Origin of the sequence: Bacteroides intestinalis, from assembly GCF_003464595.1 — a bacterium.
Lineage (GTDB): Bacteria > Bacteroidota > Bacteroidia > Bacteroidales > Bacteroidaceae > Bacteroides > Bacteroides intestinalis_A.
Map to the genome: position 1 here is coordinate 1 of NZ_QRZF01000026.1, position 25,930 is coordinate 25,930.

Genomic DNA, 25,930 nt, shown 5'->3' on the forward strand with positions numbered 1-25,930 from the left:
TAATTCTGTTTTAAATAATTTATCTTTTTGACTCTGCAAAGATCCGATATATACACCAATATACCAAAAACGACTTTTCGCAAAAAAAGCCGTTTTTGTATTATTTGGAAATCAAAAAAGGAAACAGGAATTAGTCCTTCGGATACAACTTGATTTGCACCATGAACAACTGTTTTTCAATGCTTTAAAGCTTATCACATGTCTATTTCCATCCGCATCCATGAAGTCTATAAGCAGATGCAGGGTATTGGCAAATGCGCGAAATCCATACAGTCTTACCCCTCATTGTTGCTGACCAGCATATGCACGAATGGGGTCAAGAAAGGTATACGCTCTTCATATTCCACACGTAAACAACTGTGACACTGCAACAAGTACTCCACTATACGATTCAAGTCTTCAATCTCTTTCTCTAAACAGCATGGAAACCTTTACCACAAAAAAGCTTTACCTTCCAAATAGGATTTTTTTAGCCATAATTGTACTATTTGGAAATTGTTTATTTATGATATGATAACATATCGAATACAAAATTAGTAAACCAATGGCTGAATGTCGCATTTATGCATAACCATTTATTCAGTTTTTTCATTTGAGAGAGAGCATAAAGAAAAAAGAAAAGGAGATATTATAAGGTACGCACGCGATTACTATAATATATAAAGATTGAAAAGAAAACCGGAGGAAAGAACAGATAAGCAGTTCATGCGGCAATAAAGATTATTATCTAAAACAAGAAGGAAGAAAAATTTATATGTAGAGCGATGCTTATGCCATATAATTTCAGACTTCAGCTTTTTACATCGGGTAAGTATTAGTTCTCGCAGAACTCGGAACATTCAGAATGGTAAATTTACCATCCAGATCAGTGGTAATGCCCGTTTTGGTTCCTTTGACCAATACAGTAGCACCTACAACAGGCTCATTGTCTTCTTCAAAAATGACGACTCCTGTCACTTTTAATGTTTGTGCAGTGAGCAAGCCTACCCCCGTAAACAGGTAGACGAATAGTAACATTAATTTTCTTCTCATACTTACCTCTCTCAGTATTAAATTTAAAATAAGGTTATTAATGGCGTTATTAGTCTGCGTTATCAATTCGCGTTTTTATTGCGTTTTTAAATAGCGTGTATAATAGCGTGTTTAATCGTATTTTCAATAGTTTGCAAAGATAAACATATTTTTACTGACGCAAAATAATTATCATTAAAATATATTAATTGCGTCACAATTAATAAACGCAAATAGTAAAACATTAATCATGTTATTAATCTTTTCCACACGCAGATATTATCTCAAATATCTGCTATTTATCATAAATTAATAACAATATGCTTATTCACATTTAGGCATGGGTATAATTTTTCATTTAAAAACCAGATATTATGGTATAAATTTAATAAAAGAAAAAGAAGAAGATTGAATCAAATTGAAATGCAAAACTGAGGTATTTATCATATTTTGTAAATGCAATCTGCAAAGTTCTGCGAGAACTTTGCAGATATCTTTTGTAGGCATGCAAACACAGGAAATCCCTATTAAAACCGGACTGATTAAAGTTCTAATGAAGCCGGATGCAGAAGTGCTTGACGAGGTCGTTATTACAGGTATGACCAAAGTCGATAAGCGCTTGTTTACAGGTGCTGCTGATAGGTTGACCGCAGCAGATGTTAAGCTGGATGGTTTAGCTGATATTAGCCGTGGTTTGGAAGGGCGTTCTGCGGGAGTATCGGTACAAAACGTTTCGGGTACATTCGGTACTGCACCCAAAATCCGTGTACGTGGAGCTACATCAATCTATGGTAATTCAAAGCCCCTGTGGGTGGTAGATGGCGTTATTATGGATGACGTTGTGGAGGTGAGTGCCGACCAACTTTCATCGGGTGATGCTGTGACTCTAATCAGTTCCGCTATAGCTGGATTAAATGCCGATGACATTGAAAGCTTCCAAATATTAAAAGATGGTTCGGCCACTTCTATTTACGGGGCGCGTGCTATGGCTGGTGTAATTGTTGTTACTACCAAAAGAGGTAAAGTCGGGACCAGTAAGTTAAGCTATACGGGTGAGTTTACAATGAGAATGAAGCCCTCTTACCGTGAATTTAATTTGATGAATTCTCAAGATCAGATGGGCATTTATCAGGAAATGAGAGATAAAGGATGGCTTAACTTCGCAAGTGTATACCGGGCGTCAAACAGTGGCGTGTATGGTAAAATGTTCCAATTAAATAACTGGTATGACAAAACGAACGGGCAGTTTGGCCTGGCTCATACCATTGAAGCACAGAATGAATATCTGCGTAAGGCTGAAATGAGGAATACCGACTGGTTTGACATGCTTTTCAGCAATTCTATTATGATGAACCATTCTATCAGTTATGCAATGGGAAATGAGAAGTCAACCTCTTATGTGTCGGTGAGTGCCATGAATGATCCGGGGTGGATGGTTAAAAACAAAGTACAGCGTTATACAGCCAATCTGAATAATAGCTATAACATACTAAAGAATCTTTCTCTTAATGTGATTGCCAATGCATCTTATCGCAAGCAGGAAGCTCCCGGAACATTGGGACAAAGCATGGATGCAGTCCGTGGTGAAGTTACCCGCGGATTTGACATCAATCCTTACAGTTACGCATTGAACACCTCCAGAACATTGGATGCCAATACCTACTATATGCGTAACTATTCGGATTTTAATATCTTCAATGAACTGAACACAAACAACATCTCATTGGATGTAGTAGACCTGAAATTTCAGGGCGAAATGAAATGGAAGATTTTGCCAAAACTGGAAGTCAGTGCTTTAGGTGCATTAAAATATTCTTCGACTTCACAAGAACACAAGATCCGCGAGAATTCAAACCAGGCTTTGGCTTACCGTGCTATGAGTGATGCCACTATTATCAATAGCAATTCATGGCTTTATAAAGACCCTGATGATCCTTATTCATTACCTGTAAGTATTCTCCCCAAGGGTGGTTTCTATAATACCACTCAGTATAAAATGCTAAGTTATGACTTCCGTGCTGCCGTATCATGGAATGATGTCTTCAAAGACACCCATATCGTAAATGTATATGGTGGTATGGAAGCAAATGCCCAAGACCGTTCCAGTAACAGCTTTGATGGCTGGGGCATGCAATATGATAATGGAGAAATTCCGTTTTTTGATTATCTTGCCTTTAAGAAGATGCGTGAAGGTAATTCCGACTATTATAGCTTGAGCAATACCAAAAAGAGAAATGTAGCTTTCTTCGGGACAGCAACTTATTCTTATAAAGGACGTTATACCCTGACGGGTTACAGGACGTTATGAAGGCTCCAATCGCTTAGGTAAATCTCGTTCGGCCCGCTGGTTGCCCACTTGGAACATAGCAGGTGCATGGAACATGCACGAAGAAGAATTCTTTAAGGATTTAGAACCTGCTTTATCACATTTTACACTGAAAGCGTCTTATAGTTTAACGGCAGATGTCGGTCCGAGCAATGTCTCCAATTCTTTAGTAATCATCCAGAATTATACCCCCTGGCGTCCGTCGGCAGGTGTAGCGGAGTCAGGGTTGAAAATTGATGATTTGGAAAATGCAGATCTTACTTATGAGAAGAAGCATGAGCTGAATATCGGTGTGGATATGGGATTTCTTGACAACCGGATTAATGTGGAAGCAGCTTGGTATAAGCGTGACAACTACGATTTGATTGGCATCACTACCACGCAAGGAGTGGGAGGACAGACAGAACGCTATGCAAATGTGGCTTCTATGAAATCTCATGGATTTGAAGCATCTTTGTCAACCAGAAACATTGAGACAAAAGACTTTAAATGGTCCACTGATTTTATCTTCGGGTATAATAAGACGGAGGTAACAGACTTTAAATCCCGTTCAACTGTATTTTCACTTATTGCCGGAGTAGGTTTTGCACGCGAAGGCTATCCGGCAAGAGGGTTGTTCTCCATTCCTTTTGAAGGACTTGACGAAGACGGATTCCCCACTTTCATGTTCGGCGATACGAAGGTAACCAAAAAGAATTATGGTACTTTGAATTTCCAGGAGTCGGAAGATGTAGATTTCCTGAAATACGAAGGTCCGTCAGACCCTACTATAACGGGTAGTTTTGGTAACATTTTCACGTATAAGAATTTCCGCTTGAACGTATTCATCACTTATTCCGCAGGAAACAAAGTACGGCTCGATCCTGCGTTCAAGAGCTCATACAGCGATCTGGATGCAACACAAAAAGATTTTAAGAACCGTTGGAGACTATCGGGCGACGAGATGCATACCGATGTCCCGGTAATAGCCAGCACATTTGAAAATAAACAATATGGCAATCTGAACCTGGGTTATAACGCCTATAATTATTCGACTGCCCGTATTGCCAAAGGAGATTTTATCCGCTTGAAGGAAGTTTCCCTTTCTTATGACTTCCCGCGTTCTCTATTGAAAGGGACAGCTATCAGTAATGCTTCACTGAAATTGCAAGCCACCAACTTATTCTTGCTTTATGCAGACTCAAAGTTGAACGGACAAGATCCTGAATTTTTCCGTTCGGGTGGTGTGTCGGCTCCCGTACCCAAACAATTTACATTAACTTTAAGATTAGGATTCTAAATATTGAAACTTATGAAAACAAAAATTATAATCATATCCTTGCTGGCTGTTTTCTTAGGAAGCATCACTTCTTGTGATGGCTTTTTGGATACAATGCCTGATAAACGTGCTGAAGTAAATTCTTTGAAAAAAGTAAAAGACCTTTTGGTATCTGCTTATCCGAAATCTTCTGCATTACTGATGGAAGAAATGATGTCGGATAACCGGATGGATAATGGAGACAAGTATAGCTTGCCGAATAACAAAATGATACAATCCTTCCGTTGGGAGGATATAACTGATATCGATCAAGACACCCCTAACTACATGTGGGATGGATGTTATATGATAATTGCAGCAGCCAATCAGGCTTTAGTTGCCATTCAGGAATTAGGCGAACCGGAAGAGGCACTGCCGTATAGGGGTGAAGCACTGATTTGCCGTGCTTACGGGCATTTTCTATTGAGCAATGTATTCTGCATGGCGTATGGCGATGATGCTGGTAAAGATTTGGGCATACCTTATATAACTGCCCCTGAAACTTCCATCGGGGTGAAGTATGAAAGAGGGACTTTAGAAGAAACGTATGAGAGAATAAACAGAGACATCGAAGAGGCTCTTCCTTTGATAAGCGATGAAGCTTATGATGTTCCGCTTTATCATTTCAACAAGAGAGCCGCATACTCGTTTGCAGCCCAGTTTAATCTGTTCTATAATCAGTACGAAAAAGCAATAAAATATGCAACAGAAGCTATTGGCGAAGATCCAAGTCCTTTATTAAGGGACATGGATGGGTATAGCCAGTTCCCCAGTTCCAAAGAGTATACGCTGGCTTTTATTAGTAAAGATGAACCGGCCAATCTGATGCTGATAGGAGCGCTTTCAGGCTGGGGAAACCAGTATACAAACCAAAGATATGGACATAACCGGACATTGTGCCAAGAGGAAACAATCTGGTCGCCTGCGGCATGGGGACATCTTATGGCTTATGATAAAGTTCTGGGATTTGGAGATCAGTCCATCTTTGTTCCCAAAATGGACGCTATGTTTGAGACGACTAATGCTGTGCTGGGCATCGGATATTACCGACAGATTGTATTTGCCTTTACCAGTGATAAAACGCTTTTAAACCGTGCTGAAGCATATATATTGGCTAAACAATATGATAAAGGAGTGAGAGACCTGCAATATTGGTGCAAAACAAAGATGGCACCGCAAATACCGGATATGGAAAGCCTGAACACTTTCTATGAATCAACTGTAAACCCGAACACAAACGGAAAGCCGTTAAACCCGAAATTCGACATAGAACCGGGATTGCAAACCAATTTGTTGAAAGCCGTGATACATGCCCGCCGTATAGAAACGGTTCATGAAGGTGAACGGTGGCTGGATATCAAGCGTTTTGGGTTGGAGATTAAGCGTGAACTATATGGAGAATCCCCTATTGTACTGGAATCTCACGACCTGAGAAAAGCTATACAGATACCGGCAGCAGTTATATCAGCCGGCATGGAAAGAAATCCCAGATAATTAAACCGCTAAAAAACGAAGATTTATGAAAAATTGGTATATATATATATTGATGCTTATGTTCGGAATAGGTTTCTCTGCCTGTGACGACAATGAGCCGGATGAGGATAATAGTATTTTTAATACTTCGGAGATAGAACGTAATGCCTTTGACAAATGGCTGAAAGAAAACTATGTAGACACCTACAATATTAATTTTATTTACAGGATGGAGCATATCGAATCAGATTATTCACACAATCTGGTTCCTACGGACTTCAAACTTAGTGTCAAACTGGCTAAGATAGTGAAACATGCATGGCTGGAAGTATATGATGAAGTAGGAGGCATTGACTTTACACGTGCCAATGCCCCTAAGGTAATCCATCTAATTGGTTCGGCATCATGGGATAAAACAACTTTCACTTTAGGAACAGCAGAAGGTGGACTGAAAGTCACCCTCTATATGGGCAACTGGCTTGACCCAACCAATGTGAATGAACTGAATGAATATTATTTTAAGGTGATGCACCATGAATTTGCGCATATCCTGCATCAGAAGAAGGTCTATACGGTAGAGTTTGATAAGATCAGTGCTGGAAACTATGTACCTACAGGTTGGCAAAATCGTAGTCTTGAGACCGTTGCCCCACTGGGGTTCGTCACTCCGTATGCCGGTAGCCAGCCCCGTGAAGACATCGCTGAGGTAACAGCTTGTTACCTGACCTATCCTGTTGAACAATGGGATGAAGTAATCAGTCTTGCCGGTGAAAAAGGCAGTGCTATCATTTACCAAAAGCTGGATATCGTAAGGAAGTATATGAAAGAGTCCTGGGGTATAGACATCGAATTGCTGCGTAGTGTAATTAGCAGGCGTTGTGCCGAGATAAGTAAGCTTGATTTAGATAATATTTAATAATTGATATATGAAAAGAATAATATATACATTGTTTATTTTCTCCATACTCCTGAGTTCGTGCGTTCAGGATGTGGATGACGTGTTTGATGAACCATCATCTGTGCGCGTAGAGAAAGCTTTAGCCGAGTATCAGGCCTTATTGAAAAGTGCAGAACATGGATGGGTCATGGAATATTACCCCTCGGCTACCCAAGCATATGGGGGATATCTTTTTACTATGAAATTTAAAGATGGTGACCAAGTTACAGTATCTACGGATGCATTTGAGGAAGCAGAAAAAGAGGTAACCAGCCTTTATTCTTTGAAAAAAGATATAGGTCCGACACTAAATTTCGACACATACAATGAATTGTTTCATCATTTTTCTGATCCGGACATCATAGATGGAGGTGGAAAAGGTAAAGGTTATGAGGGGGACTATGAATTTCTATTCCGGTCGCATACTGATAATGAAATTATCCTTAGAGGAAAGAAGACAAATAATATCATAAAGATGACACGTCTGACCGAACCTCCAACGGTGCTTCTGGATAAAACGGTTAAGTTGTCGAAAGAAACGTTTACGACCACATATACGGCTCATATTGGTGGGAAAACGTTTGTCGTTCCGATGGAAGACCATGTATTCCATTTCAGTTATGAAACCGAAAACAAGGAAACGGAGTCGGTATCGGGTCCCTATATTTTCACAGCTACCGGTATCAAGTTCTATGAACCGATAGAAGTGATGGGGAAAACATTGGAAAACTTCACGTGGGATAGTACGACTAAAACGTTTACTTGTATCGATACGGGGGCTACCGACGTCAAGCTCACAGCAAATGAACTGCCGGAGGGATATATGAAGTATAAAGACTTTCTGGGTTCATGGGACTTTGTGTATACCGGAGGCAGAATACCGGTGACGCTTGAGGAGGAAAGTCAGACATCTTTCCTGATGAACGGATTTAATCCGAATTACAAATTGGTAGTAAATTACGATAAGAGTGCCGGAAGAATCCGGATTATGACACAGAAAGTAGGTAATGCCGGTAATAATGAGGTGTGGTTGTGTGCCTGGGATGCCAATACGGGTAGCTTGTGGAAAAATACCGCACTCGGGGTTGCAAGCAAACTGCGCTCAGGAACGGAAGATGTCACAATCGATTTTGAAAGTTATGGTGTATGGGAAGACAATGAAGTTAATTCACTCATAGTATGGGAAATGAAAGGCAATGATTATGTCGGTGAATTTAAGCAATGGGGAACTTCACGATATGTCGGATATTTAAGTATGATTAAAAAATGAGTAAAAGGATAAGCTGTATGAGAAAGTTAATGAATTTATTAATTCTGGCACTTTGCATAATGGTTGTAGGGTGCAGTGACGATGATGATGCGGTAAAAGGCTCCGAATTAACTGTGATAAGTACAGAAGCCCAGTTTACATATAAAGGTGGCGCAGGCTTGATTAAAGTACTTGCTACTTCGGCGATAGAGGCTACAGCACGTGATTCATGGTGTCATATATCCGTATCAGGACAGGATATTAGCTTATCGGTAGACTTGAACAATTCAATCTCAAGTCGTACAACGATGGTTACTATTCGTTCTGCCAATGAAAAGACAGAAGTTCCTGTTACACAATTGGGTGATACTTTTATTTGTACCCTGAAAGATGTAACATTTGCACCTGCAGGGGGAGATGCCACCTTTGCTTTGGATACAAAGCGGGACATCAAGATAACAGTTCCTCAATGGATTACCTACCGGAGGGATGAGGATCAGGTAATATTTATTGCGCCCGCTATTCAGGATGGAGGATATAGAACAAGTACGGTGGTCATTGATGACGGTGATGTGGCATATACTGCAGAGTTCACACAAATGAACCTGAATGGTATTTATGATATGCTATATACGAATGGTAACAAGCAATATGCCGCACTCTGCAAAGTTGAGTCCACAGAAACCGCCAATGTATATCAATTGACAACAAACGGGATGCCAGTGGATGCCTCTTTCCTGGCAACTTATAGTGAAGGTAGTTTCATCATCTCATTTGGACAATATTTGGGAGATATTGATCCATATAAAGTCTATTTGTGTGCTTATGACAATGCCGGAAGACTTGGATGGGGAACAACTGTGCAATATGTTGCTCCTATAGCTACAGATGAAAATTATAATATGACTTTTGTCTTTGCTGATAATGGCACATGGCAGGATCAACATGTGGATGGATTCTATTATGGCAAATTTACCGGGACTCCTTCAAATAGCACATATAAGGGAGGCTATGGTACTGCTACTGACATTGTTATGCAAACTCATCTGGAAAAAAGTACAGACTAGGTTTGTGACTTTTACATTAATTACTCTGAAAAAAACCGCATCCGGGATGGATGCGGTTTTTTAAATAATGTCTCACTTCAATTCAAACGGCACTATACCTTTTATATCTGCCGCCGAAGCAGCTATCACAGCCTCAAACTTACCCGGCTCGGCTACCCAAGCATGTTGGGCATCATCAAAGTAACTCAAAGCTTCCTTATCTACAGTAAATGTAACTTCTTTCTCTTCTCCCGGAGCCAGTTTCACTTTCTTGAAACCTTTCAGTTCCTTAACAGGACGAGGCAAAGAAGATTTCTTATCACTGATATATAACTGTACCACTTCCTGTCCTTCACGGTCACCCGTATTCTTCACAGTTACAGTAAAACTGATCTGATCATCGGCAGACATTACTTTCTTATCGGCAGCAGGCTTTCCATAAGCAAATGTTGTATAAGACAGTCCATGCCCGAAGGGGAACAACGGCTTCACTTTCTTCTGCATATCTGCCCAGCGATAGCCAACAAAGATGCCTTCATTGTACTTCATATCTACCACCTTCTTGCTACGCTCAGCAAAATACTCACCTACACTGTGAGCCGGAACATCTTCCAGACGTACAGGGAAGGTGAAAGGCAATTTACCGGAAGGATTGGCATCCCCCACCAGTACAGCAGCAATAGAATTTCCGGCTTCCGAACCCAGGAACCAAGCTTGCATCACAGAAGGAACTTCTGCAATCCAAGGCATAGCTACAGCATTACCGGAAATATTAATAACCACCAGGTTCTTATTTGCCTTTGCCAAAGCCGTGATAACAGCATCCTGTCCGTAAGGCAGACCAAGACCGGCACGATCCGTATCTTCACAATCCTGGTTATTACTCTTATTCAATCCGCCGATAAAGACCACATAGTCCGCATCTGCGGCTACCTTTACAGCTTCGGCAATCAATTCTTCCGGTGTACGGTCGTCTTTCAAATTCTGACCGGTTACTACGCCATTATATTCACCACGTGCATCTCCCACGTAACCACGAGCATAAACCACTTCTGCTTTATCGCCTACACGCTTCTTAATGCCATCCAACGGAGATAACTCACGCTGCACTTTCAAAGAAGAGCTACCCCCACCTACAGTCATCATCTTCACAGCATTCTCACCGATAACAGCAATTTTCTTTGCTTTATTCAAGTCGATGGGCAGCAGAGATCCCTTGTTTTGCAACAGCACAATTCCCTCTTCACCAATGCGGCGGGCAGCCTCATAATGTTCGGGAGAAAGCATGGAACCCAAAGGACGGTTCACATCCATTGTTGTACGGAAACTCAGGCGCAAAATGCGACGCACCTTATCATCCAGCTCCTTCGTACCCACTTTCCCGGATTTAATGCGTTCCAGATAGGGCATAGCCAGATAATAGTTATCATAAGCATTACTGCTGCCATTGGCAAGACCATCCGTCCAACTACCGAATTCCATGTCAAGTCCGTTCGTAATGGACTGATCCGTATCATGCACACCACCCCAGTCAGAGACAACAACACCGTCGAAGCCCCATTCACCTTTCAGAATATCATTCAGTAAATACTGATTATGACAAGCATGCTGTCCTTTATAAAGATTGTATGCCCCCATGATGGCCCATGTCTTACCTTCCTGAACTGCAGCCTTGAAAGCGGGCAGATAGATTTCATAAAGAGCACGGTCGTCCACAATAACATTGGTGGTGTGACGGTTGATTTCCTGATTATTCAGCGCATAGTGCTTTACACAGGCAGCTACACCATTTTGCTGCACACCCTGTACATAAGGAACCACCATGCGGGAAGCCAAATACGGGTCTTCGCCCATATACTCAAAGTTACGTCCATTCAGCGGAGTACGGTAAATGTTGACACCGGGACCCAGAAGGACATTCTTGTTGCGATAACGCGCCTCCTCACCGATACTTTTTCCATAAAGCAGGGACATATCAGGGTTCCATGTAGCAGCCAGACAAGTCAATGCCGGATAAGCCACACAAGAGTCATTGGTCCATCCCGCCTGATCCCACTCATCCCAAAGCACTTCGGGACGGATACCATGAGGACCATCCGTCATCCAGTTTTCCGGAATGCCTAAACGGGACACTCCTGCACTGCTGAATTTACTTTGTGCATGTACCATAGCTACCTTTTCTTCCAAAGTCAGCCTTTTCAACGCATCTTCTACTCTTTCTTCAATAGGTTTGGTAGCATCCAGATATACAGGTTTCTGCTGCGCCAAGAGTGGAAGAGCAACAGTGAATGCCAAACCGAATAATACTTTTTTCATATGGATAAATAATTAGTTTATTAGTGATTATTTCATGCCCAACGACTGGACATACCCCTCCTGCACCACACAGTTCTTCAGCTTGCAAGCCTCAATGAAATCCATCATTGCCTTGCGTACCATCATCTGGTCGGGACGGGCATCCCGGATTTCTTTATAAGATGTGCGTGGAGATTCGGAGAAGTAAAGGATATTCGCCCAATTTTCCGGCGGAGTAATGCCTACAAAGCTGGAACCATCCATCTTCTTATACGGCCAGAAGGTATAACCGATATTATTCTCACGCATCGTCTGGCAAAAAGCAGCTTGCCATTCGTCCGTATTATGTCCAATCTCACCCATATACATCGGTAGGTTCACACTGTCGCGGAAGTTTATTATGGCTTGAATAGCATCTTTGGTAGGATCACCTCCATAGCGATGGCAAGTATACATTATCTTATCGTCAAACTTAGAATCCTTGAACGGCTTGAAGTTACCATTCCACTGAGCGCCACCCAACAGAATAATATGGTTATTATCCACTTCGCGGATAGCAGCTACCCCTTTCTTATAAATATCTTCCAGTTTACCGTTCAATTCTTCCATATTCGGGAAATACGGAGCAATAGGTTCATTAAAAAGCTCATAACCCAGAATTACCGGCTCATTCTTATACCGGTCTGCAATCCGACGCCAAATATCGCAGTACAATTGTTGGCTGGTTTCACTTTCAAACAACCAGGGATACCCGTAACTATCATCTATATTATCACCCGTTTGTCCCCCCGGAGCATCGTGCATATCGAGAATCAGATAAAGATCGGCTTCACGACACCATTCCACAACGCTGTCTACACGGGCAAAACCATCCTGATCGGCAGTCAGTCCCATAAAGTCCTCATCCGTAAAAAGCTTATAATGGAATGGAAGACGGATGGTATTCGCACCTGTATTCTTAATAAACTGAATATCTTCACGAGTGATATAATTGTCTTTGAATGCTTTCCAGAACTCAGCAGTAAAGTCGGGTCCCACCAACTGACAGAACATCTCATTGATAAACCGGGGAGAGTTCGTTTTGCTAAACTTAAACATATAACCTTCCGGATTCAGCCAATTGCCCAGATTGGTACCCATGATAAAGAGTTTCGTACCATCAGGCTTTATCAGGTCTTGCCCCTGAATGGTTATAAACGCAGCAGAATCCTGTATTTTTTCTGCCTTTTCACCGCAACTGCCCAACATAAGGGAAGCTACCAAGAGGGATGTACCCACTAAAATCGATTTCAACATGGTATTCTAATACTATAAGATTATTTCTTCCAACGATAAGAGGCTACTGCTTTGGCAGGCACCACACAATCCACATAATTCTTTCCATCCGTTACAGTCAGGCGAGTTTCCTCATTTCCCTCGTTCAAGAGTACAAAAGCAACGGTTCCATCGGGATTTTCAAATGCAGAGTACATTAATCCTTTCCCGTCAACACCTTTACTTTCCACACGGACCGCACCCGGTTTTACCACGGATGACAGATGCCCGATAATATAATAATGAGAATTGTAAGTCATCGTCTTATAGTCCCCACGATTAATATCAACAGCTCCGTAGCAAGTTTTACAACCACCTTCACGCCAGGGACCACGTTCATCGTCCAGCATCAGATTCCAGACAATGACGCCTTTACACCAATTGTTTACCGTACCAAGAGCCACCTCGCGCATATCCTCCATCAAACGCCTTTCCAGGTTGCGTCCGTCATTCCACATACCGATAGAAGTTTCCGTAAAGATAAGTTCTTTATCGGGACGTTTCTGCTGAATGTTATTCAATTCCTCACGTCTGCCACCATAGTTGTGGTAAGCAGCTCCGGTAAGGAAGGCAGCAGCCACTTCATCATCATACATTTTAACGGGATATTCCTGCTGATCGGCCATATTATCATAGTTGTAATTATGGTCGAAAGCATAAATCTTTGTATCCAGTCCGGCAGCCTTGAAAGCAGGACCGAGGGCATCGCGTACAAAAGCCAGTTCTTCTTTCCAACCCATGAACAAAGAAGCAGAATTGCCCCTATTCAACGGTTCATTCTGTGGAGTGACGGAGTAGATTTCAATACCTTCTTCACGGAATGCCTGTATCCACTTCACAAAGTAAGTAGCATAATCAGAATAATAATCCGGATTCAGTTGTCCGCTTGTCCAGGAATCAAATGGCTTCCTTTCTTCCAGGTTATTCACCTTCATCCACTTGGGGCATGTCCACGGAGAACCTAATATTTTGATAGCGGGATTAAGGGCCAGAATATCTTTTAAAATAGGTATTACATATTCTTTCTCTTCAGTTTGCAGAGCGAAATTCTCAATTCCTTTTGTATCGCAACAGGTATACTCGCTCAGTGAGAAGTCGGAACAACCAATAGAAATGCGGATATAACTAAATCCCAGCCCGTCTTTATCAGAAAACGTTTCAGTCAGGAATTTCGCACGATCAGTCGGGGTCATCTGCATCAGATTATAGCAGGTAGAACCTGTAACAGCAGCTCCGAAACCATCCATCTCCTGATACCGCACCGTAGGATTTATAGTGATTACGGACTCAGATGCAGAGACTTTGGAAAGCTTCTGAGTAGTGTGGTTAAAGCTTTGTTGCCGGTCGGCAGTCGTAATGTAAACTTCCGCTTTGTTTTTTCCCGGAGCATCCTCACCCAATGAACCGGAAGTCCCGGCACAGGTGGTAGTAGCAACCAACAAACAGCATCCTAATAAAAGAGGTAATTTCAAATTCATGGTATGTTTTTCAAGGGTTAATTAATCTCCCCCAAAGGTAGGCAAGATAAAGGCACTACGTACCTCCGCATTATGAATATGTGGATAAGATGAAATATACAGCGAAGATAACTCTCTAAATAACAAGTAGATAAAAATCAATAGAGAAAGTGAAAAAGTGGATAGGAAATAAGGTAATGACGTATGCTTAGCGTATCTTCATAACGCATGTTTCAAAGTCATCGCGCGAAACACAAGCTTTGTTTTTCACCTTGGCGCGGTAATTATAGATTGTATTGACGGAGTAACGGAGAAATTCGGCAATCTGCGAACTATCGTCAATACCCAATCGGATTAAAGCAAAAATACGTAATTCCGTATTCAGAAGTTCGCCTTTGCGGAGTATGATCCGTTCTTCCGGTTGAAGCAGTTCATTGAATTTTCCCACAAAATCAGGGAAAAGATGTAGGAAAGCCGTATCAAAGTTCTCATATAACTCTTTCAGATCCGTATCAAGCACATCTCGTGAACGTACCATTTTCAGAAGTTCTTCCATCTGCCCGCCGGTAAGCTTCTTGTTCACCATACGCCGGTAAGCATCCAGTCGGTCGATGTAGGTAGAACAGAGTTTCAGGAAGCGCCCGATATATTCTTCTTTGATATGATTAGACATTTGCAACTGTTCATTCGCCTGCTCCAAATGGGCCCGGGCAACAGAGAGATGCTTCATCTGCCTGTAAATCCAGACAACAGCCACGACCAACAGCAGAGATAGAATACTAATCATCCAGAGATAAAAACGAAGACGTTCATTCTGTTTCTCCTGCATAGCCTGATAGGTAAGATCTATAAGCGACAGAATGCCAGCTGTCTGCAAACTGCGGCTACGGGCATTGTAATGATTGGTTTCATTCCATGAAAAACGGATATAGCGATAAGCACGTTCGATGTCTCCTTCCTCATAAAGCAATTGTGCCAAAGTCCACAAGGAGGCATGGTCTGTAATCGCAAGGCGGATATCCGTCAAAGCGGACAAAGCCAGATAATATTTTGCTTTCTCCAAGTCTCCCAGGCGATGATACAGCAAAGAACGGTGATACGTTACCAACGCATACTCCGGAGTATCGGGGCGCACACTTGCCAGGCGGTCATCATTTATCTTCAAAGCTTCCTCCAACCGACCGGCGGCAGCTGCCTGCATCTCTCTGCGTTCCGGATAAAAGGCGGAGGCTGGGGAAAGTACCTGCATCAGTGAGTCCTCATAAGCGGCAGACAAACCATAATAACGGCGACGACGGAAAGCATCTTGCGTATATGCCCCCAATTCACCGTATAAATGACGATAACTTTCGTAATAGTCGGGCAACAGACGGGAAGAGAGTCTGGAAGGATTTATCTGTTCCAAATCCTCGGAGGCTTCCTTATACATACCCGCCGAAGACATCAGATGCGCCCGCCGGATACGGGTTTCATCCGCCGCTTCCTGTTCGCCATGACGCTGTGCCCAGTGCAGGTTACGACTTAGATAAAGGAGGGCTGAATCGCATATATATGCCTTGTATTCCTGAAACATTTCTCCATTCAGACGGAAATACTCCTGCGTCTCCGTGTCTGTCTGCGATAATTGCCACCTCAAAGCTTCAATGCGAGCTTCCCTCACTGCCACATATTCCTGATGTGCACCGATAGCCTCATCCAAGGCAGCAGGCCATCCATCCATCGCAGGGACATCAACCGGAGCAGACATTCCATGAATGCCCACTAAAGCCAGTCCGAGAAATATCAGCAGTTTTACCTTCATGGGGACAAATATAAAAAATTAGTTTCCTATATTTGCAGTATTAACCCCCAAATGTATTCTATAATGAAAAACTTAGCACCTCAACGAGTGGCCGCGGTTGATGTATTCCGCGCACTCACCATGTTTCTCATGCTCTTTGTGAATGACATCCCCGGTCTGAAGAACATCCCCCACTGGCTCGAACATGCCAACATCAACGAAGATATGATGGGATTCTCCGACACCATTTTTCCCGCATTCCTGTTTTGCATGGGCATGTCTGTCTCTTTTGCCATCCAGAACCGTTACCGGAAAGGAGATACTACACTTCAGGTCATTGCCCATATCTTCTGGCGTACGGTGGCGCTCATCGCTATGGGGCTATTTTCACTTAATTCGGGTGGCATAGCAGGTGGCATTTCCCACCAGTGGTTCTGCATCCTGATGGTTATCGGCTTTTTTCTGGTCTGGGCCGTTTATCCGAAGGCTGAAGGGTCAAAAAAGTACCTATTCATCGCAATGAAAGTGCTTGGCGTTGCCTTGTTGGCATTCCTCGTTCTATATAAAGATTTAAACGGGAAACCTTTCCATCAAGGTTGGTGGGGCATCCTGGGGCTTATCGGTTGGACGTATGTCGTATGTGCCGGTATTTATCTATTTACCCGCGAAAGTTTACGTAAAAATGTCATAGCATGGCTGGTCGTCGTGCTCCTTGCGGTGATCAGTCACTCTAACCTAATCCCACAGGAATATGGTTTACGTATCATCCTTCTGCCTTTCATCCCCAGTGACTGGACGCTGCATGCATTCGGTATGTCGGGGGTACTCACTTCCCTGTTGATGCAGAAATATGCCGACCGGGAACATCCGCGTAAATTCATTGTTATCCTTTGTGCGTTAGGTGTCATCATGCTCATCGCTGCACTTTGCTCGCACCCCCACTGGATTATCTCAAAGATACAGGCCACTCCGAGCTGGCTGTTCTATTGCCTTGCTGCATTCTTCCCATTGTTCGGCCTGTTCTATTGGCTGACGGATGTAAAAGGTAAAACACCCTGGTTCGATATTATCAAACCTGCCGGGACTGCCACGCTTACGTGTTATATCATTCCATATATATGGTACGCCGCACAGCAATTGTTGGGCTGGCACTACCCCGAACTCCTGAATGCAGGTGCTCCGGGTCTATTAAGATCACTCATATTCTCCCTCATCATCGTCCAACTGACCGGACTATTGGTGAAGGCTAAAATAAAACTGAAGGTATAAATACGTACCTAAAAAGACGAAAAGATGATGTTAAAGCTTCAAACTCCTAACCATGAAGACAAGGTGCTGCTCCACTCTTGTTGCGCACCTTGTTCTTCTGCCATTATCGAATGCCTGCTTGCCAACGGCATCCGCCCCACCGTGTTTTATTACAACCCCAATATCTACCCTCAGGCCGAATATGAAATACGGAAAGCCGAGGCTATTCGCTATGTTCAGGGGTTAGGACTTGACTTTATAGATGGCGACTACGATTACTCATTCTGGCGCACCTCCATGCAAGGAATGGAGGATGAGCCCGAACGAGGTGGCCGTTGCCTGAAATGTTTCAACCTTCGTCTGGCAGAAACTGCCCGTTATGCCTCCGAGCACGGTTTCACCCTGTTCACCACTACCCTCGCCTCTTCCCGCTGGAAAAGCCTCGATCAGATCAACGAAGCGGGACGTAGAGCCGCCGCCCTTTACCCCGGAACCACTTTCTGGGAACAAAACTGGCGAAAAGGAGGATTACAAGACCGACGAAACCAACTTCTCAAAGAGCATGATTTCTATAACCAGCAATATTGCGGTTGCGAATTCAGTATGCGAAGACTGGAAGAAAAAGATTCTTTATAGACAAGTAGAAAGTTAAAACAGGAGGTTTCACGACAATCTTTTCAAAACTTCCGGCAATATCCCTACATAATAAAAAGGAAGATTCACCAGACGGAATATCTTACCTGAATTTGTCTTTACTTCATCCACAGAGTAATTACCGGACCATACCCTGACCGCTATGTCGTGTGAAGCCTCTTCCATATATTGATGTAGCGAACGCAAATGAGCATTATGACCGGCCTTCACTTCGATCGGTACCACACGCGTTCCATATTGAAAAACAAAATCAACTTCAGCAATCGAGCTGGGAGTATTCCGCACCCAGAAGTTACGCTTTGCATAACCTATATTGCCGGAAAAAGAAGCCAATTCTTGAGCTACCCATTGTTCGGCAATATGTCCGCGCCAAGCGTCGAGCAAATCCTTTGCATCGAAAACCTCTTGCTGTATCTTTGCTGCATAATTCACCAATCCGCCATCCAGCCAAATCAATTTCGGCGCCCGTCGCAAAGCAGGTACTAAGGGAATTTCAGTACTTACTACCGGATAAACCAACTCAAGCAGAAAAGCCTTCTCCATAGCCTCGAAAGCCTCACCAACTTCACGTGCTTTATAGGAAGAAGCTCCAAACCCTCCCAGCTTTATAGTCTGTCCTGCCATTTGCCAGCCTCGCTCTAAAATTAAACGGATTACTTCTACTTGGGTGCGATTGACCGCATATTTCTCCACATCTTCATTGTAACCTGTCAACAATGAATTATATATACTTTCCAGACGGACAATATCCCGGTGTTCAGCATAGGCAGCCACCACTTCGGGCATTCCTCCAATAAGTGTATATTGGCGAAAAAGGCGCATCACTTCTTCATGAAGCAACGATGGCAAAGCACACTGGGACACGGCATCCCGTATCTGTCCTTCACCTATCGCCCCTAAAAACTCACCAAACGAGCAGGGACGCAACGACATATACTCGACACGACCTACCGGAAAAGAAATACGTTGCCTCAGAAGACTTTGCAGCACTGAACCCGCAGCTATCACATAGATTTCCGGCATATCTTCATAAAAGTAACGCAGTAATGCCACTGCCCGAGGCACACATTGTATTTCATCAATAAAAAGCAATGTACGCCCTTCACGCTTCTGTTTACGTTTCAAAAAATAAATGGCTTGCATAATTTCTTGTACATCTCCCGTACCATCGAATATAGCCGCATCTTTCTCACGTTCCAAATTAAGATACAAATAATCATCAAATTCTTTTCCGAACTCATGTACCACAGTCGTTTTACCCACCTGGCGTGCACCACGAAGTATTAACGGCTTATGCTTCTCTCCCGAAGCCCACTCCCGTAACCGTATAAATATATCTCTTTCAAACATATACATAGGTAATTAGAACATCAAAGGTAGGAATTATGTTGCAAATCACAAGCAAATTCAACCTTTATTTGTTCCAAATCACAAGCAAATTCAAAAGATGATTGTTGCAAATCACAAGCAAAGAGAGAATTAAATAATAAAATTTGTAACAGTCTTCTTTTCCCCCTATCCGAACCACATCCGGACTATACTTGCTCCGTACAATCTCCACTCAGAGGTACCTCTATGTGGAGAAAGTATGGATTTGATACGGAGCAAGTGTATGCCAAGTAAGAAGCAGATATTTTAAGCCATCAACCCCAAGCAAGAATAGCCAACTAAGCAAATCGCTGCAAACGGACGCAAAAATCACATTCGTGAAGACAAACCGCTAAAATCGTTTGGCGGAAGGAAATATAAATATATACCTTTACGTCAGAAACAGAATAGCCAATTTAAAATGCGACATCATGGGAATTATCAATCAAGGCATACTCGGAGGCTTCTCCGGCAAAGTGGGACCGGTAGTAGGGTTTCACTGGAAATCAAAATACTACATACGTGCACGGGCAGCCAAAGTCAGCAATCCGCGCACGCCGAAACAGCAGGAACAGAGAGGTAAGTTTGCCACGGCATTCGGTTTCCTGAAAGCCATAAAACCTTTTATTCGTATCGGCTATAAGGAATTTACACAGGAAAAGTCCGCATTCAATGCTGCCATGTCCTATATACTGAAAAGAGCCGTGACGGGCAACGGGAAAGAAACCTCGATTGACTTTAACCGGGCATTGGTTTCCATGGGAACCTTGATGCCCGTATTCGAGGGAACAGCCACACAGTATGAGGATCAAATGTACTTTAACTGGCAGGATAATAGCGGCATGGGAAATGCAGAAGATACGGATATAGCCATGCTACTGGTGTACAACAAAAATAAAGAAACAGCCGTTTACAATACGGAAGCCGCCCTACGTTCCGGTTGTCACGCCGTGCTGCAACTTCCGGCTGACTGGCAGAACGATGAACTAATTGCTTATCTCAGCTTTTGCAGTGCCGATGGAAGTTGTGTAGCCAACAGCATTCGCCTGACTGTAACAATGACTGAAAGAATGTCAAAAGCAACAACACCAGATAATGCCATATTCATCAAAAACCTCATTCACCATTCTTTTTCCCCAAAGGGCTTTCAAGACAGATCGTATAGAAGTGGGTAATTCCAGATGACACCACATTCTGTCCATAATCATGCAACTTTAGATTATTATAAATACGATAATCATATTCATAATAATCGGGATGTACGGACAATAGAGGCATCTTTCGCGTATAAAACTGGCAGATACAGCGTAATAATTTCCGTAACTTTGCCGGCAGTTAACGTAAAAAGTAGAAAAACATGAAGAAATTTACTATCACATTGGCACTCTCTATCCTTGCAGTGCTGCTGGTTGCCACTCCTTGTAACGCTAAAGGAAAAGCAAAACATGTCGTATTAATCGGTTTGGATGGCTGGGGAGCCTATAGTGTTCCCAAGGCAGATATTCCTACTATCAAGCAACTGATGGCTGACGGAGCCTATACGCTCGAAAAACGGTCCACACTCCCCTCTTCAAGTGCCATCAACTGGGCTTCCATGTTTATGGGAGCCGGTCCTGAACTGCACGGGTACACGCAATGGGGATCTAAAACACCCGAATTACCTTCGCGCGAACTCAATCAGCATGGCATTTTCCCCACTATCTTCCAATTATTGCGCGATGCACAGCCCGAAGCCGAAATCGGTTGCCTGTACGAATGGGACGGTATCAAATATCTGGTGGATACACTTTCTTTGAGCCACTATGCGCAGGCTCCCGATTACAACAAGCATCCCGAGGCTCTGTGCACAATGGCGGAAACTTATATCAAAGAGAAACAGCCAGCCCTACTCGCCGTCTGTTTTGATAATCCTGACCACGTAGGACACCAAGCCGGACACGACACTCCTGAGTATTATGCCAAACTGAAAGAACTGGATACCTATGTAGCCCGTATTATTCAAGCCGTAAAAGATGCCGGCATGCTGAAAGAAACCATCTTTATCGTCACTGCCGACCACGGTGGCATTGAAAAAGGACATGGTGGCAAAACCATGAACGAGATGCAGACGCCTTTCATCATCTCCGGTAAGAATGTGAAGAAGAGCGGTGAATTCCACGAAAGTATGATGCAATATGACGTTGCTTCTACCATTGCCTACATCTTCGGACTGAAACAACCGCAAGTTTGGATTGGAAGACCGATGAAGCAGGTATTTAAATAAAAAGAGTCAGATTCACACGAATTCTCATAATTCACTCTGAAACATTTGCAGAAGTCGAAAGTTATTGCGTAATTTGTGTAGCACAAAAAGTGCTACACTTTTTATGCTGCACATAAACTTTTGCTTATGAATAGAATAACGAATCCTTTTCTGGTTTACGGTTATGCCGGACCAGACTATTTTTGTGACCGGAAAGAGGACACACAGAAATTAATTTCTGCCTTAAGGAATGGACGCAACATCACTTTGATGAGTCCACGCCGCATGGGGAAAACCGGACTGATAAAGAATGCTTTCTATCAAATTAACCAGGAAGAGCCGGAAGCAGCTTGTTTCTACATGGATATCTTTTCCACAACTTGCCTGAATGATTTTATCATTCTTTTCGGCCAAACAGTTATTGGAAAGCTGGATACACTGTCACAGAAAGCATTGACTACACTTACAGGATTCTTCAGAAGTTGTCGCATTGTATTCTCTTCCGACCCACTGAACGGGACTCCACAGGCTACACTTGATTTCCAACCCTCCCAAGCGCAGGCCACCTTGAAAGAAATATTCGAATATCTGGAACATTCAGGTAAAGAATGCTACATAGCTATTGATGAATTCCAGCAAATTACGGATTATCCGGAAAAAGGCGTAGAAGGATTACTGCGTTCTTACATTCAGTTCCTGCCTCATGTGCATTTCATCTTTTCCGGGAGCAAACAACATCTTATGGATGAAATCTTCACTTCTGCCAAACGTCCTTTCTACCGGAGTACGGAGAAAATGGCCTTACAACCTATACCTCCAGCGGAATACTTCCTTTTTACCCGCTCTTGGATGGAGCAGGGAGGCAAACAACTGGAAGAAAACTTGTTTCAGCAAATTTATCAACGCTTCGGAGGACATACCTGGTACATGCAATATATCTTGAATCGACTTTACGAGCAACCTCAATCAATCATTGATGAGAAACTGATTGAAGTGTGTATAGCGGATATCGTTCATTCCGAAATAGATTCTTACCAGCAACTATATGGAATGTTGACCGAAAATCAATCCACCCTGCTACGTGCCATTGCACGAGAAAAAGTAGTAGCAGCCATCAATAGTGCGGCTTTCATCAAAAAGTATGGCTTGAAAGGTACCAGTAGCATAAACACGGCTCTAAAAACATTAATAAACAAGGAATATGTATTCAAATCCGACAAAGGTTATTGCATCTACGACCGGTTTATGGAGTTGTGGTTGCAGACGTTGCCTTATGCCAATCAATAAAGGATACTCAGCGATAGATTAACGTCGACAGATAATCTTCCGCAAACATTTCATTCGCCACTTCCAATAGAATCTCCGGAGTAAGTTGTTCAATACGTTGATAAACCGCTTCGGAGGTTTCATATTTATGATAATGCAGGAAGGTCTTTGCCATACCGAGGGCATTGTTCTCATTATTATCCGAAGCTACACCTATCTGTCCGATGAGTTGTTTCTTGGCAGCAGCCAGTTGCTGGGAAGTCATCTTGTTATCACGCAAGCTTTTAAGTTCCTTCATTACCAACCGCATACATGTATCCACATCTTCAGGATCGCATCCGAAATAGGTGCAGAAGACGCCTGTATCCGTATAAGAAGTCAGATTGGACTCCACATTATAAACTAATCCCCGGCGTTCACGCAGAGAAACGTTCAGACGACTATTCATACCGGGGCCTCCAAGAATATTGTTCAGCAGATAAAGGGCTGTACGTTTATCATCATAGGCATTGTATCCACGACTACCAATCATGACATGAGCCTGATGCGTATCTTTATGTATAGTAAGCTTCTCGGGCGTATAAAGAGGAGGAGGCATACGACGATTATCCACCGATACCGCAGGAACATCTATAAGGAGTTTCTCTGCCCAACGGATAACTTGCTTGAAATCCAAATCGCCCCAAACAAAGAAAACCATATTTCCCGGATGGTAAAAGCGGGAAGTGAAAGCAGCAGCATCTTCACTCCGGAAGGTTTTCAGCAACTCAGGATTACCCAAAATATTACGTCCCAACGGATGTCCGCGGAAGATCAAATCCTCGAAGTCATCGAAAATAAGTTCGGAAGGCGTGTCTTCGTAAGACTGGATTTCATCAATGATTACCTCCGTTTCCTTCTCAATCTCACGTTGCGGAAAGGTGGAGTGAAATACAATATCCGCCAGCAATTCAAAGGCCCGGCCGAAGTGCTCGGTAAGGAAAGCAGAATAGATAACCGTCTCTTCTTTATTGGTGTAAGCATTCAGGTCACCACCTACATTCTCCATACGATTGAGAATATGCCAGGCTTTCCGCTTCTGTGTACCTTTAAAAATAAGATGTTCCACAAAGTGCGCCATGCCTTGTTCATTCTCAAGCTCATCACGGGTTCCGGCATCAACAGCAAAACCACAATAAGCTACATTGGAATAGGCCGGTTGATGGATAATACGCAAACCGTTGGCAAGTGTATATTCGTTATGTCCCGGTAAAGGGAAAAGTGCTAACTTCTTCATTCTTACGTTCAAAACTGATTGAAGGCGCAAAGATAACTCAATTTGATGAGCTCCCCCTATCTTCGCAAAGCAAAAATACAATAAAACTTATTGCCATTTATGGAAAATTGCAGATATTTGTAGGCTATAACCTAACTACTAACAAAAATAGTATAATGATTGAATCCATTCAAGAGCTTTTGCAGAAAGAGGCACAAGCTGTTCTAAACATCCCCGTGACAGACGCTTACGAGCGTGCAGTAGAACTTATCGTGGAACAAATTCACCGGCGGAAAGGGAAACTGGTAACTTCGGGTATGGGAAAAGCAGGACAGATTGCCATGAACATTGCAACTACGTTCTGTTCTACCGGAATCCCTTCCGTATTTCTGCATCCCAGCGAAGCTCAACACGGCGACTTAGGTATCTTGCAGGAAAACGATTTACTGCTATTGATTTCTAACTCCGGCAAAACACGCGAAATCGTAGAACTCACACAATTAGCTCATAATTTGAACCCAGAGCTTAAATTTATTGTTATTACCGGAAATCCGGATAGTCCGTTGGCTCATGAGTCTGATGTATGTCTCAGCACAGGAAAGCCTAACGAAGTCTGCGCTCTGGGAATGACGCCCACCACCTCGACTACTGTAATGACCGTTATCGGTGATATTCTTGTAGTACAGGTAATGCAACAGACTGGCTTTACGATTGGAGACTACTCCAAACGTCATCACGGTGGGTATTTGGGTGAAAAATCAAGAAAATTATGCGAAAAGTAATCGGTATAGGAGAAACTATCCTTGACATCATTTTCCGCAACGGGCAGCCGACAGCAGCTGTACCGGGTGGCTCAGTATTTAACGGCATCGTGTCATTGGCACGGACAGGCGTACCTGTGAGCTTCATCAGCGAAACGGGAAACGACCGGGTGGGCAACACAATTCTGCAATTCATGCAGGATAGCGGCATGTCTACCGAATATGTCAATGTGTTCCCCGATGGCAAATCTCCCGTATCACTGGCTTACCTGAACGAACATGGTGATGCGGAATATATTTTCTATAAGGATTATCCCAAGCAACGGCTGGATGTAGTCTTCCCAAAACTGGAAGAAGACGACATCGTAGTTTTCGGTTCATACTTCGCCCTGAATCCGGTGCTGCGCGATAAGGTTCAGGATCTGTTGGAGCAGGCACGTGAGAAGAAAGCAATTGTCTATTACGATCCTAACTTCCGCTCCTCGCATAAAGATGAAGCCATAAAACTGACATCAACCATCATCGAGAATCTGGAATATGCCGACATTGTACGCGGTTCTATAGAAGATTTCTTCTATATGTATAATCAAAAGGAAGTGGACAAGGTCTACAAAGATAAGATTCGCTTCTATTGCTCTAACTTTCTTTGTACTGCCGGAGCCAAAGAGATTTCACTGCGTACGAAAAGCATTACCAAAGAGTATGCTATTCCGCCATTGGAGGCAGTCAGTACTATTGGAGCGGGTGATAACTTCAATGCCGGTATCATCTATGGCCTGCTGAAGTACAATGTACGCCACAGTGATCTGGGACAAATAGACGAAGCCACCTGGGACAAGATTATCCGTTGCGGCATTGAGTTCTCGGCAGATGTATGCCGGAGTTTTAACAATTCTATATCACCCGAGTTTGCCCGACAGTTGCCTCCCATTAACTAAATCCCCGTTAAAG

General features: G+C 43.0%; 18 protein-coding genes and 2 pseudogenes. 13 read left to right on the plus strand and 7 right to left on the minus strand.

Translation table 11 applies throughout. The features are described from left to right. The first annotated feature begins 198 nt into the window (after nt 1-198). A complete protein-coding gene (locus tag DWW10_RS26155; RefSeq protein ID WP_182021527.1) occupies nt 199-363 on the plus strand; it encodes a hypothetical protein in 165 nt (54 codons plus the stop codon). A 453-nt stretch (nt 364-816) separates the two neighbouring features. Here DWW10_RS26155 and DWW10_RS23040 read toward each other — a convergent pair. Beyond that, nucleotides 817-1,032 (minus strand): annotated as a pseudogene (locus DWW10_RS23040) (carboxypeptidase-like regulatory domain-containing protein); the annotation flags it as partial. A gap of 484 nt (nt 1,033-1,516) precedes the next feature. Here DWW10_RS23040 and DWW10_RS23045 point away from each other — a divergent pair. The 5 genes and pseudogenes from DWW10_RS23045 to DWW10_RS23065 all read left to right on the plus strand — a co-directional run bounded on the left by DWW10_RS23045 (nt 1,517) and on the right by DWW10_RS23065 (nt 9,360). Beyond that, nucleotides 1,517-4,616 (plus strand): annotated as a pseudogene (locus DWW10_RS23045) (SusC/RagA family TonB-linked outer membrane protein). Between the two features lie 12 nt (nt 4,617-4,628). Continuing rightward, nucleotides 4,629-6,128: a RagB/SusD family nutrient uptake outer membrane protein gene (locus tag DWW10_RS23050; protein ID WP_118422269.1), complete on the plus strand. Its 1,500-nt coding sequence runs from the start codon at nt 4,629-4,631 to the stop codon at nt 6,126-6,128. Between the two features lie 25 nt (nt 6,129-6,153). Next, entirely contained in the window at nt 6,154-7,023 is an 870-nt protein-coding gene (locus DWW10_RS23055) for a zinc-binding metallopeptidase (protein WP_118422268.1), read from the plus strand. A 10-nt stretch (nt 7,024-7,033) separates the two neighbouring features. Further along, nucleotides 7,034-8,314, plus strand: a complete 1,281-nt coding sequence (locus DWW10_RS23060; RefSeq protein ID WP_118422267.1) for a DUF4302 domain-containing protein — start codon at nt 7,034-7,036, stop codon at nt 8,312-8,314. A 17-nt stretch (nt 8,315-8,331) separates the two neighbouring features. After that, complete coding sequence (locus tag DWW10_RS23065) at nt 8,332-9,360, plus strand: BACON domain-containing protein (RefSeq protein ID WP_147350490.1); 1,029 nt, start codon at nt 8,332-8,334, stop codon at nt 9,358-9,360. Between the two features lie 72 nt (nt 9,361-9,432). Here the strand turns inward: DWW10_RS23065 and DWW10_RS23070 are convergent, their stop codons facing one another. The 4 genes from DWW10_RS23070 to DWW10_RS23085 form a co-directional block, all read right to left on the minus strand. Then, nucleotides 9,433-11,655, minus strand: a complete 2,223-nt coding sequence (locus DWW10_RS23070; RefSeq protein ID WP_118422265.1) for a glycoside hydrolase family 3 C-terminal domain-containing protein — start codon at nt 11,653-11,655, stop codon at nt 9,433-9,435. Nucleotides 11,656-11,682: 27 nt separating this feature from the next. Further along, nucleotides 11,683-12,930 carry a glycoside hydrolase family 5 protein gene (locus tag DWW10_RS23075; protein WP_118422264.1) on the minus strand — a complete coding sequence of 416 codons (1,248 nt, stop codon included), beginning with the start codon at nt 12,928-12,930 and terminating at the stop codon, nt 11,683-11,685. Nucleotides 12,931-12,950: 20 nt separating this feature from the next. Next, nucleotides 12,951-14,426: a glycoside hydrolase family 30 protein gene (locus DWW10_RS23080; RefSeq protein ID WP_118422263.1), complete on the minus strand. Its 1,476-nt coding sequence runs from the start codon at nt 14,424-14,426 to the stop codon at nt 12,951-12,953. 187 nt (nt 14,427-14,613) lie between these two features. Beyond that, nucleotides 14,614-16,206, minus strand: a complete 1,593-nt coding sequence (locus tag DWW10_RS23085) for a DUF6377 domain-containing protein (protein ID WP_118422262.1) — start codon at nt 16,204-16,206, stop codon at nt 14,614-14,616. Between the two features lie 63 nt (nt 16,207-16,269). Between DWW10_RS23085 and DWW10_RS23090 the strand changes: the two genes are divergently transcribed. Together DWW10_RS23090 and DWW10_RS23095 are read left to right on the plus strand one after the other, a co-directional pair. Beyond that, the gene (locus DWW10_RS23090) at nt 16,270-17,454 is read left to right on the plus strand and encodes a DUF5009 domain-containing protein (protein ID WP_118422276.1); all 1,185 of its coding nucleotides are present in this window, start codon (nt 16,270-16,272) and stop codon (nt 17,452-17,454) included. A gap of 27 nt (nt 17,455-17,481) precedes the next feature. Continuing rightward, entirely contained in the window at nt 17,482-18,069 is a 588-nt protein-coding gene (locus DWW10_RS23095) for an epoxyqueuosine reductase QueH (RefSeq protein WP_022392171.1), read from the plus strand. A 27-nt stretch (nt 18,070-18,096) separates the two neighbouring features. Here DWW10_RS23095 and DWW10_RS23100 read toward each other — a convergent pair whose 3' ends face one another. Continuing rightward, nucleotides 18,097-19,437, minus strand: coding sequence for an ATP-binding protein (locus tag DWW10_RS23100; protein WP_118422275.1), 1,341 nt, complete (start codon nt 19,435-19,437; stop codon nt 18,097-18,099). A gap of 449 nt (nt 19,438-19,886) precedes the next feature. On the opposite strand from DWW10_RS23100, the gene DWW10_RS23105 reads away from it, so the two are divergent. From DWW10_RS23105 to DWW10_RS23115, 3 genes are all read left to right on the plus strand, one after another. Beyond that, entirely contained in the window at nt 19,887-20,630 is a 744-nt protein-coding gene (locus tag DWW10_RS23105; RefSeq protein ID WP_118422261.1) for a DUF6266 family protein, read from the plus strand. Nucleotides 20,631-20,812: 182 nt separating this feature from the next. Next, nucleotides 20,813-21,718, plus strand: a complete 906-nt coding sequence (locus DWW10_RS23110; RefSeq protein WP_022393208.1) for an alkaline phosphatase family protein — start codon at nt 20,813-20,815, stop codon at nt 21,716-21,718. Between the two features lie 126 nt (nt 21,719-21,844). Further along, the gene (locus DWW10_RS23115) at nt 21,845-22,984 is read left to right on the plus strand and encodes an AAA family ATPase (protein WP_118422260.1); all 1,140 of its coding nucleotides are present in this window, start codon (nt 21,845-21,847) and stop codon (nt 22,982-22,984) included. A 7-nt stretch (nt 22,985-22,991) separates the two neighbouring features. Here the strand turns inward: DWW10_RS23115 and DWW10_RS23120 are convergent, their stop codons facing one another. Next, the gene (locus tag DWW10_RS23120) at nt 22,992-24,239 is read right to left on the minus strand and encodes a M16 family metallopeptidase (RefSeq protein WP_118221478.1); all 1,248 of its coding nucleotides are present in this window, start codon (nt 24,237-24,239) and stop codon (nt 22,992-22,994) included. A 155-nt stretch (nt 24,240-24,394) separates the two neighbouring features. On the opposite strand from DWW10_RS23120, the gene DWW10_RS23125 reads away from it, so the two are divergent. Together DWW10_RS23125 and DWW10_RS23130 are read left to right on the plus strand one after the other, a co-directional pair. After that, nucleotides 24,395-25,000, plus strand: coding sequence for an SIS domain-containing protein (locus DWW10_RS23125; RefSeq protein WP_022391762.1), 606 nt, complete (start codon nt 24,395-24,397; stop codon nt 24,998-25,000). After that, on the plus strand, nt 24,988-25,917 hold the full coding sequence (locus tag DWW10_RS23130; protein ID WP_022391763.1) for a carbohydrate kinase family protein: 930 nt from the start codon (nt 24,988-24,990) through the stop codon (nt 25,915-25,917). The genes DWW10_RS23125 and DWW10_RS23130 overlap by 13 nt, the downstream gene beginning before the upstream one ends. Nucleotides 25,918-25,930: the final 13 nt, after the last annotated feature.

Excerpts from the sequence above, each read along its gene's own strand:
- DWW10_RS26155 (WP_182021527.1), top strand. The coding sequence starts at position 199 with ATGTCTATTTCCATCCGCATCCATGAAGTCTATAAGCAGATGCAGGGT.
- DWW10_RS23050 (WP_118422269.1), top strand. The coding sequence starts at position 4,629 with ATGAAAACAAAAATTATAATCATATCCTTGCTGGCTGTTTTCTTAGGA.
- DWW10_RS23055 (WP_118422268.1), top strand. The coding sequence starts at position 6,154 with ATGAAAAATTGGTATATATATATATTGATGCTTATGTTCGGAATAGGT.
- DWW10_RS23060 (WP_118422267.1), top strand. The coding sequence starts at position 7,034 with ATGAAAAGAATAATATATACATTGTTTATTTTCTCCATACTCCTGAGT.
- DWW10_RS23065 (WP_147350490.1), top strand. The coding sequence starts at position 8,332 with ATGAGAAAGTTAATGAATTTATTAATTCTGGCACTTTGCATAATGGTT.
- DWW10_RS23070 (WP_118422265.1), bottom strand. The coding sequence starts at position 11,655 with ATGAAAAAAGTATTATTCGGTTTGGCATTCACTGTTGCTCTTCCACTC.
- DWW10_RS23075 (WP_118422264.1), bottom strand. The coding sequence starts at position 12,930 with ATGTTGAAATCGATTTTAGTGGGTACATCCCTCTTGGTAGCTTCCCTT.
- DWW10_RS23080 (WP_118422263.1), bottom strand. The coding sequence starts at position 14,426 with ATGAATTTGAAATTACCTCTTTTATTAGGATGCTGTTTGTTGGTTGCT.
- DWW10_RS23085 (WP_118422262.1), bottom strand. The coding sequence starts at position 16,206 with ATGAAGGTAAAACTGCTGATATTTCTCGGACTGGCTTTAGTGGGCATT.
- DWW10_RS23090 (WP_118422276.1), top strand. The coding sequence starts at position 16,270 with ATGAAAAACTTAGCACCTCAACGAGTGGCCGCGGTTGATGTATTCCGC.
- DWW10_RS23095 (WP_022392171.1), top strand. The coding sequence starts at position 17,482 with ATGTTAAAGCTTCAAACTCCTAACCATGAAGACAAGGTGCTGCTCCAC.
- DWW10_RS23100 (WP_118422275.1), bottom strand. The coding sequence starts at position 19,437 with ATGTTTGAAAGAGATATATTTATACGGTTACGGGAGTGGGCTTCGGGA.
- DWW10_RS23105 (WP_118422261.1), top strand. The coding sequence starts at position 19,887 with ATGGGAATTATCAATCAAGGCATACTCGGAGGCTTCTCCGGCAAAGTG.
- DWW10_RS23110 (WP_022393208.1), top strand. The coding sequence starts at position 20,813 with ATGAAGAAATTTACTATCACATTGGCACTCTCTATCCTTGCAGTGCTG.
- DWW10_RS23115 (WP_118422260.1), top strand. The coding sequence starts at position 21,845 with ATGAATAGAATAACGAATCCTTTTCTGGTTTACGGTTATGCCGGACCA.
- DWW10_RS23120 (WP_118221478.1), bottom strand. The coding sequence starts at position 24,239 with ATGAAGAAGTTAGCACTTTTCCCTTTACCGGGACATAACGAATATACA.
- DWW10_RS23125 (WP_022391762.1), top strand. The coding sequence starts at position 24,395 with ATGATTGAATCCATTCAAGAGCTTTTGCAGAAAGAGGCACAAGCTGTT.
- DWW10_RS23130 (WP_022391763.1), top strand. The coding sequence starts at position 24,988 with ATGCGAAAAGTAATCGGTATAGGAGAAACTATCCTTGACATCATTTTC.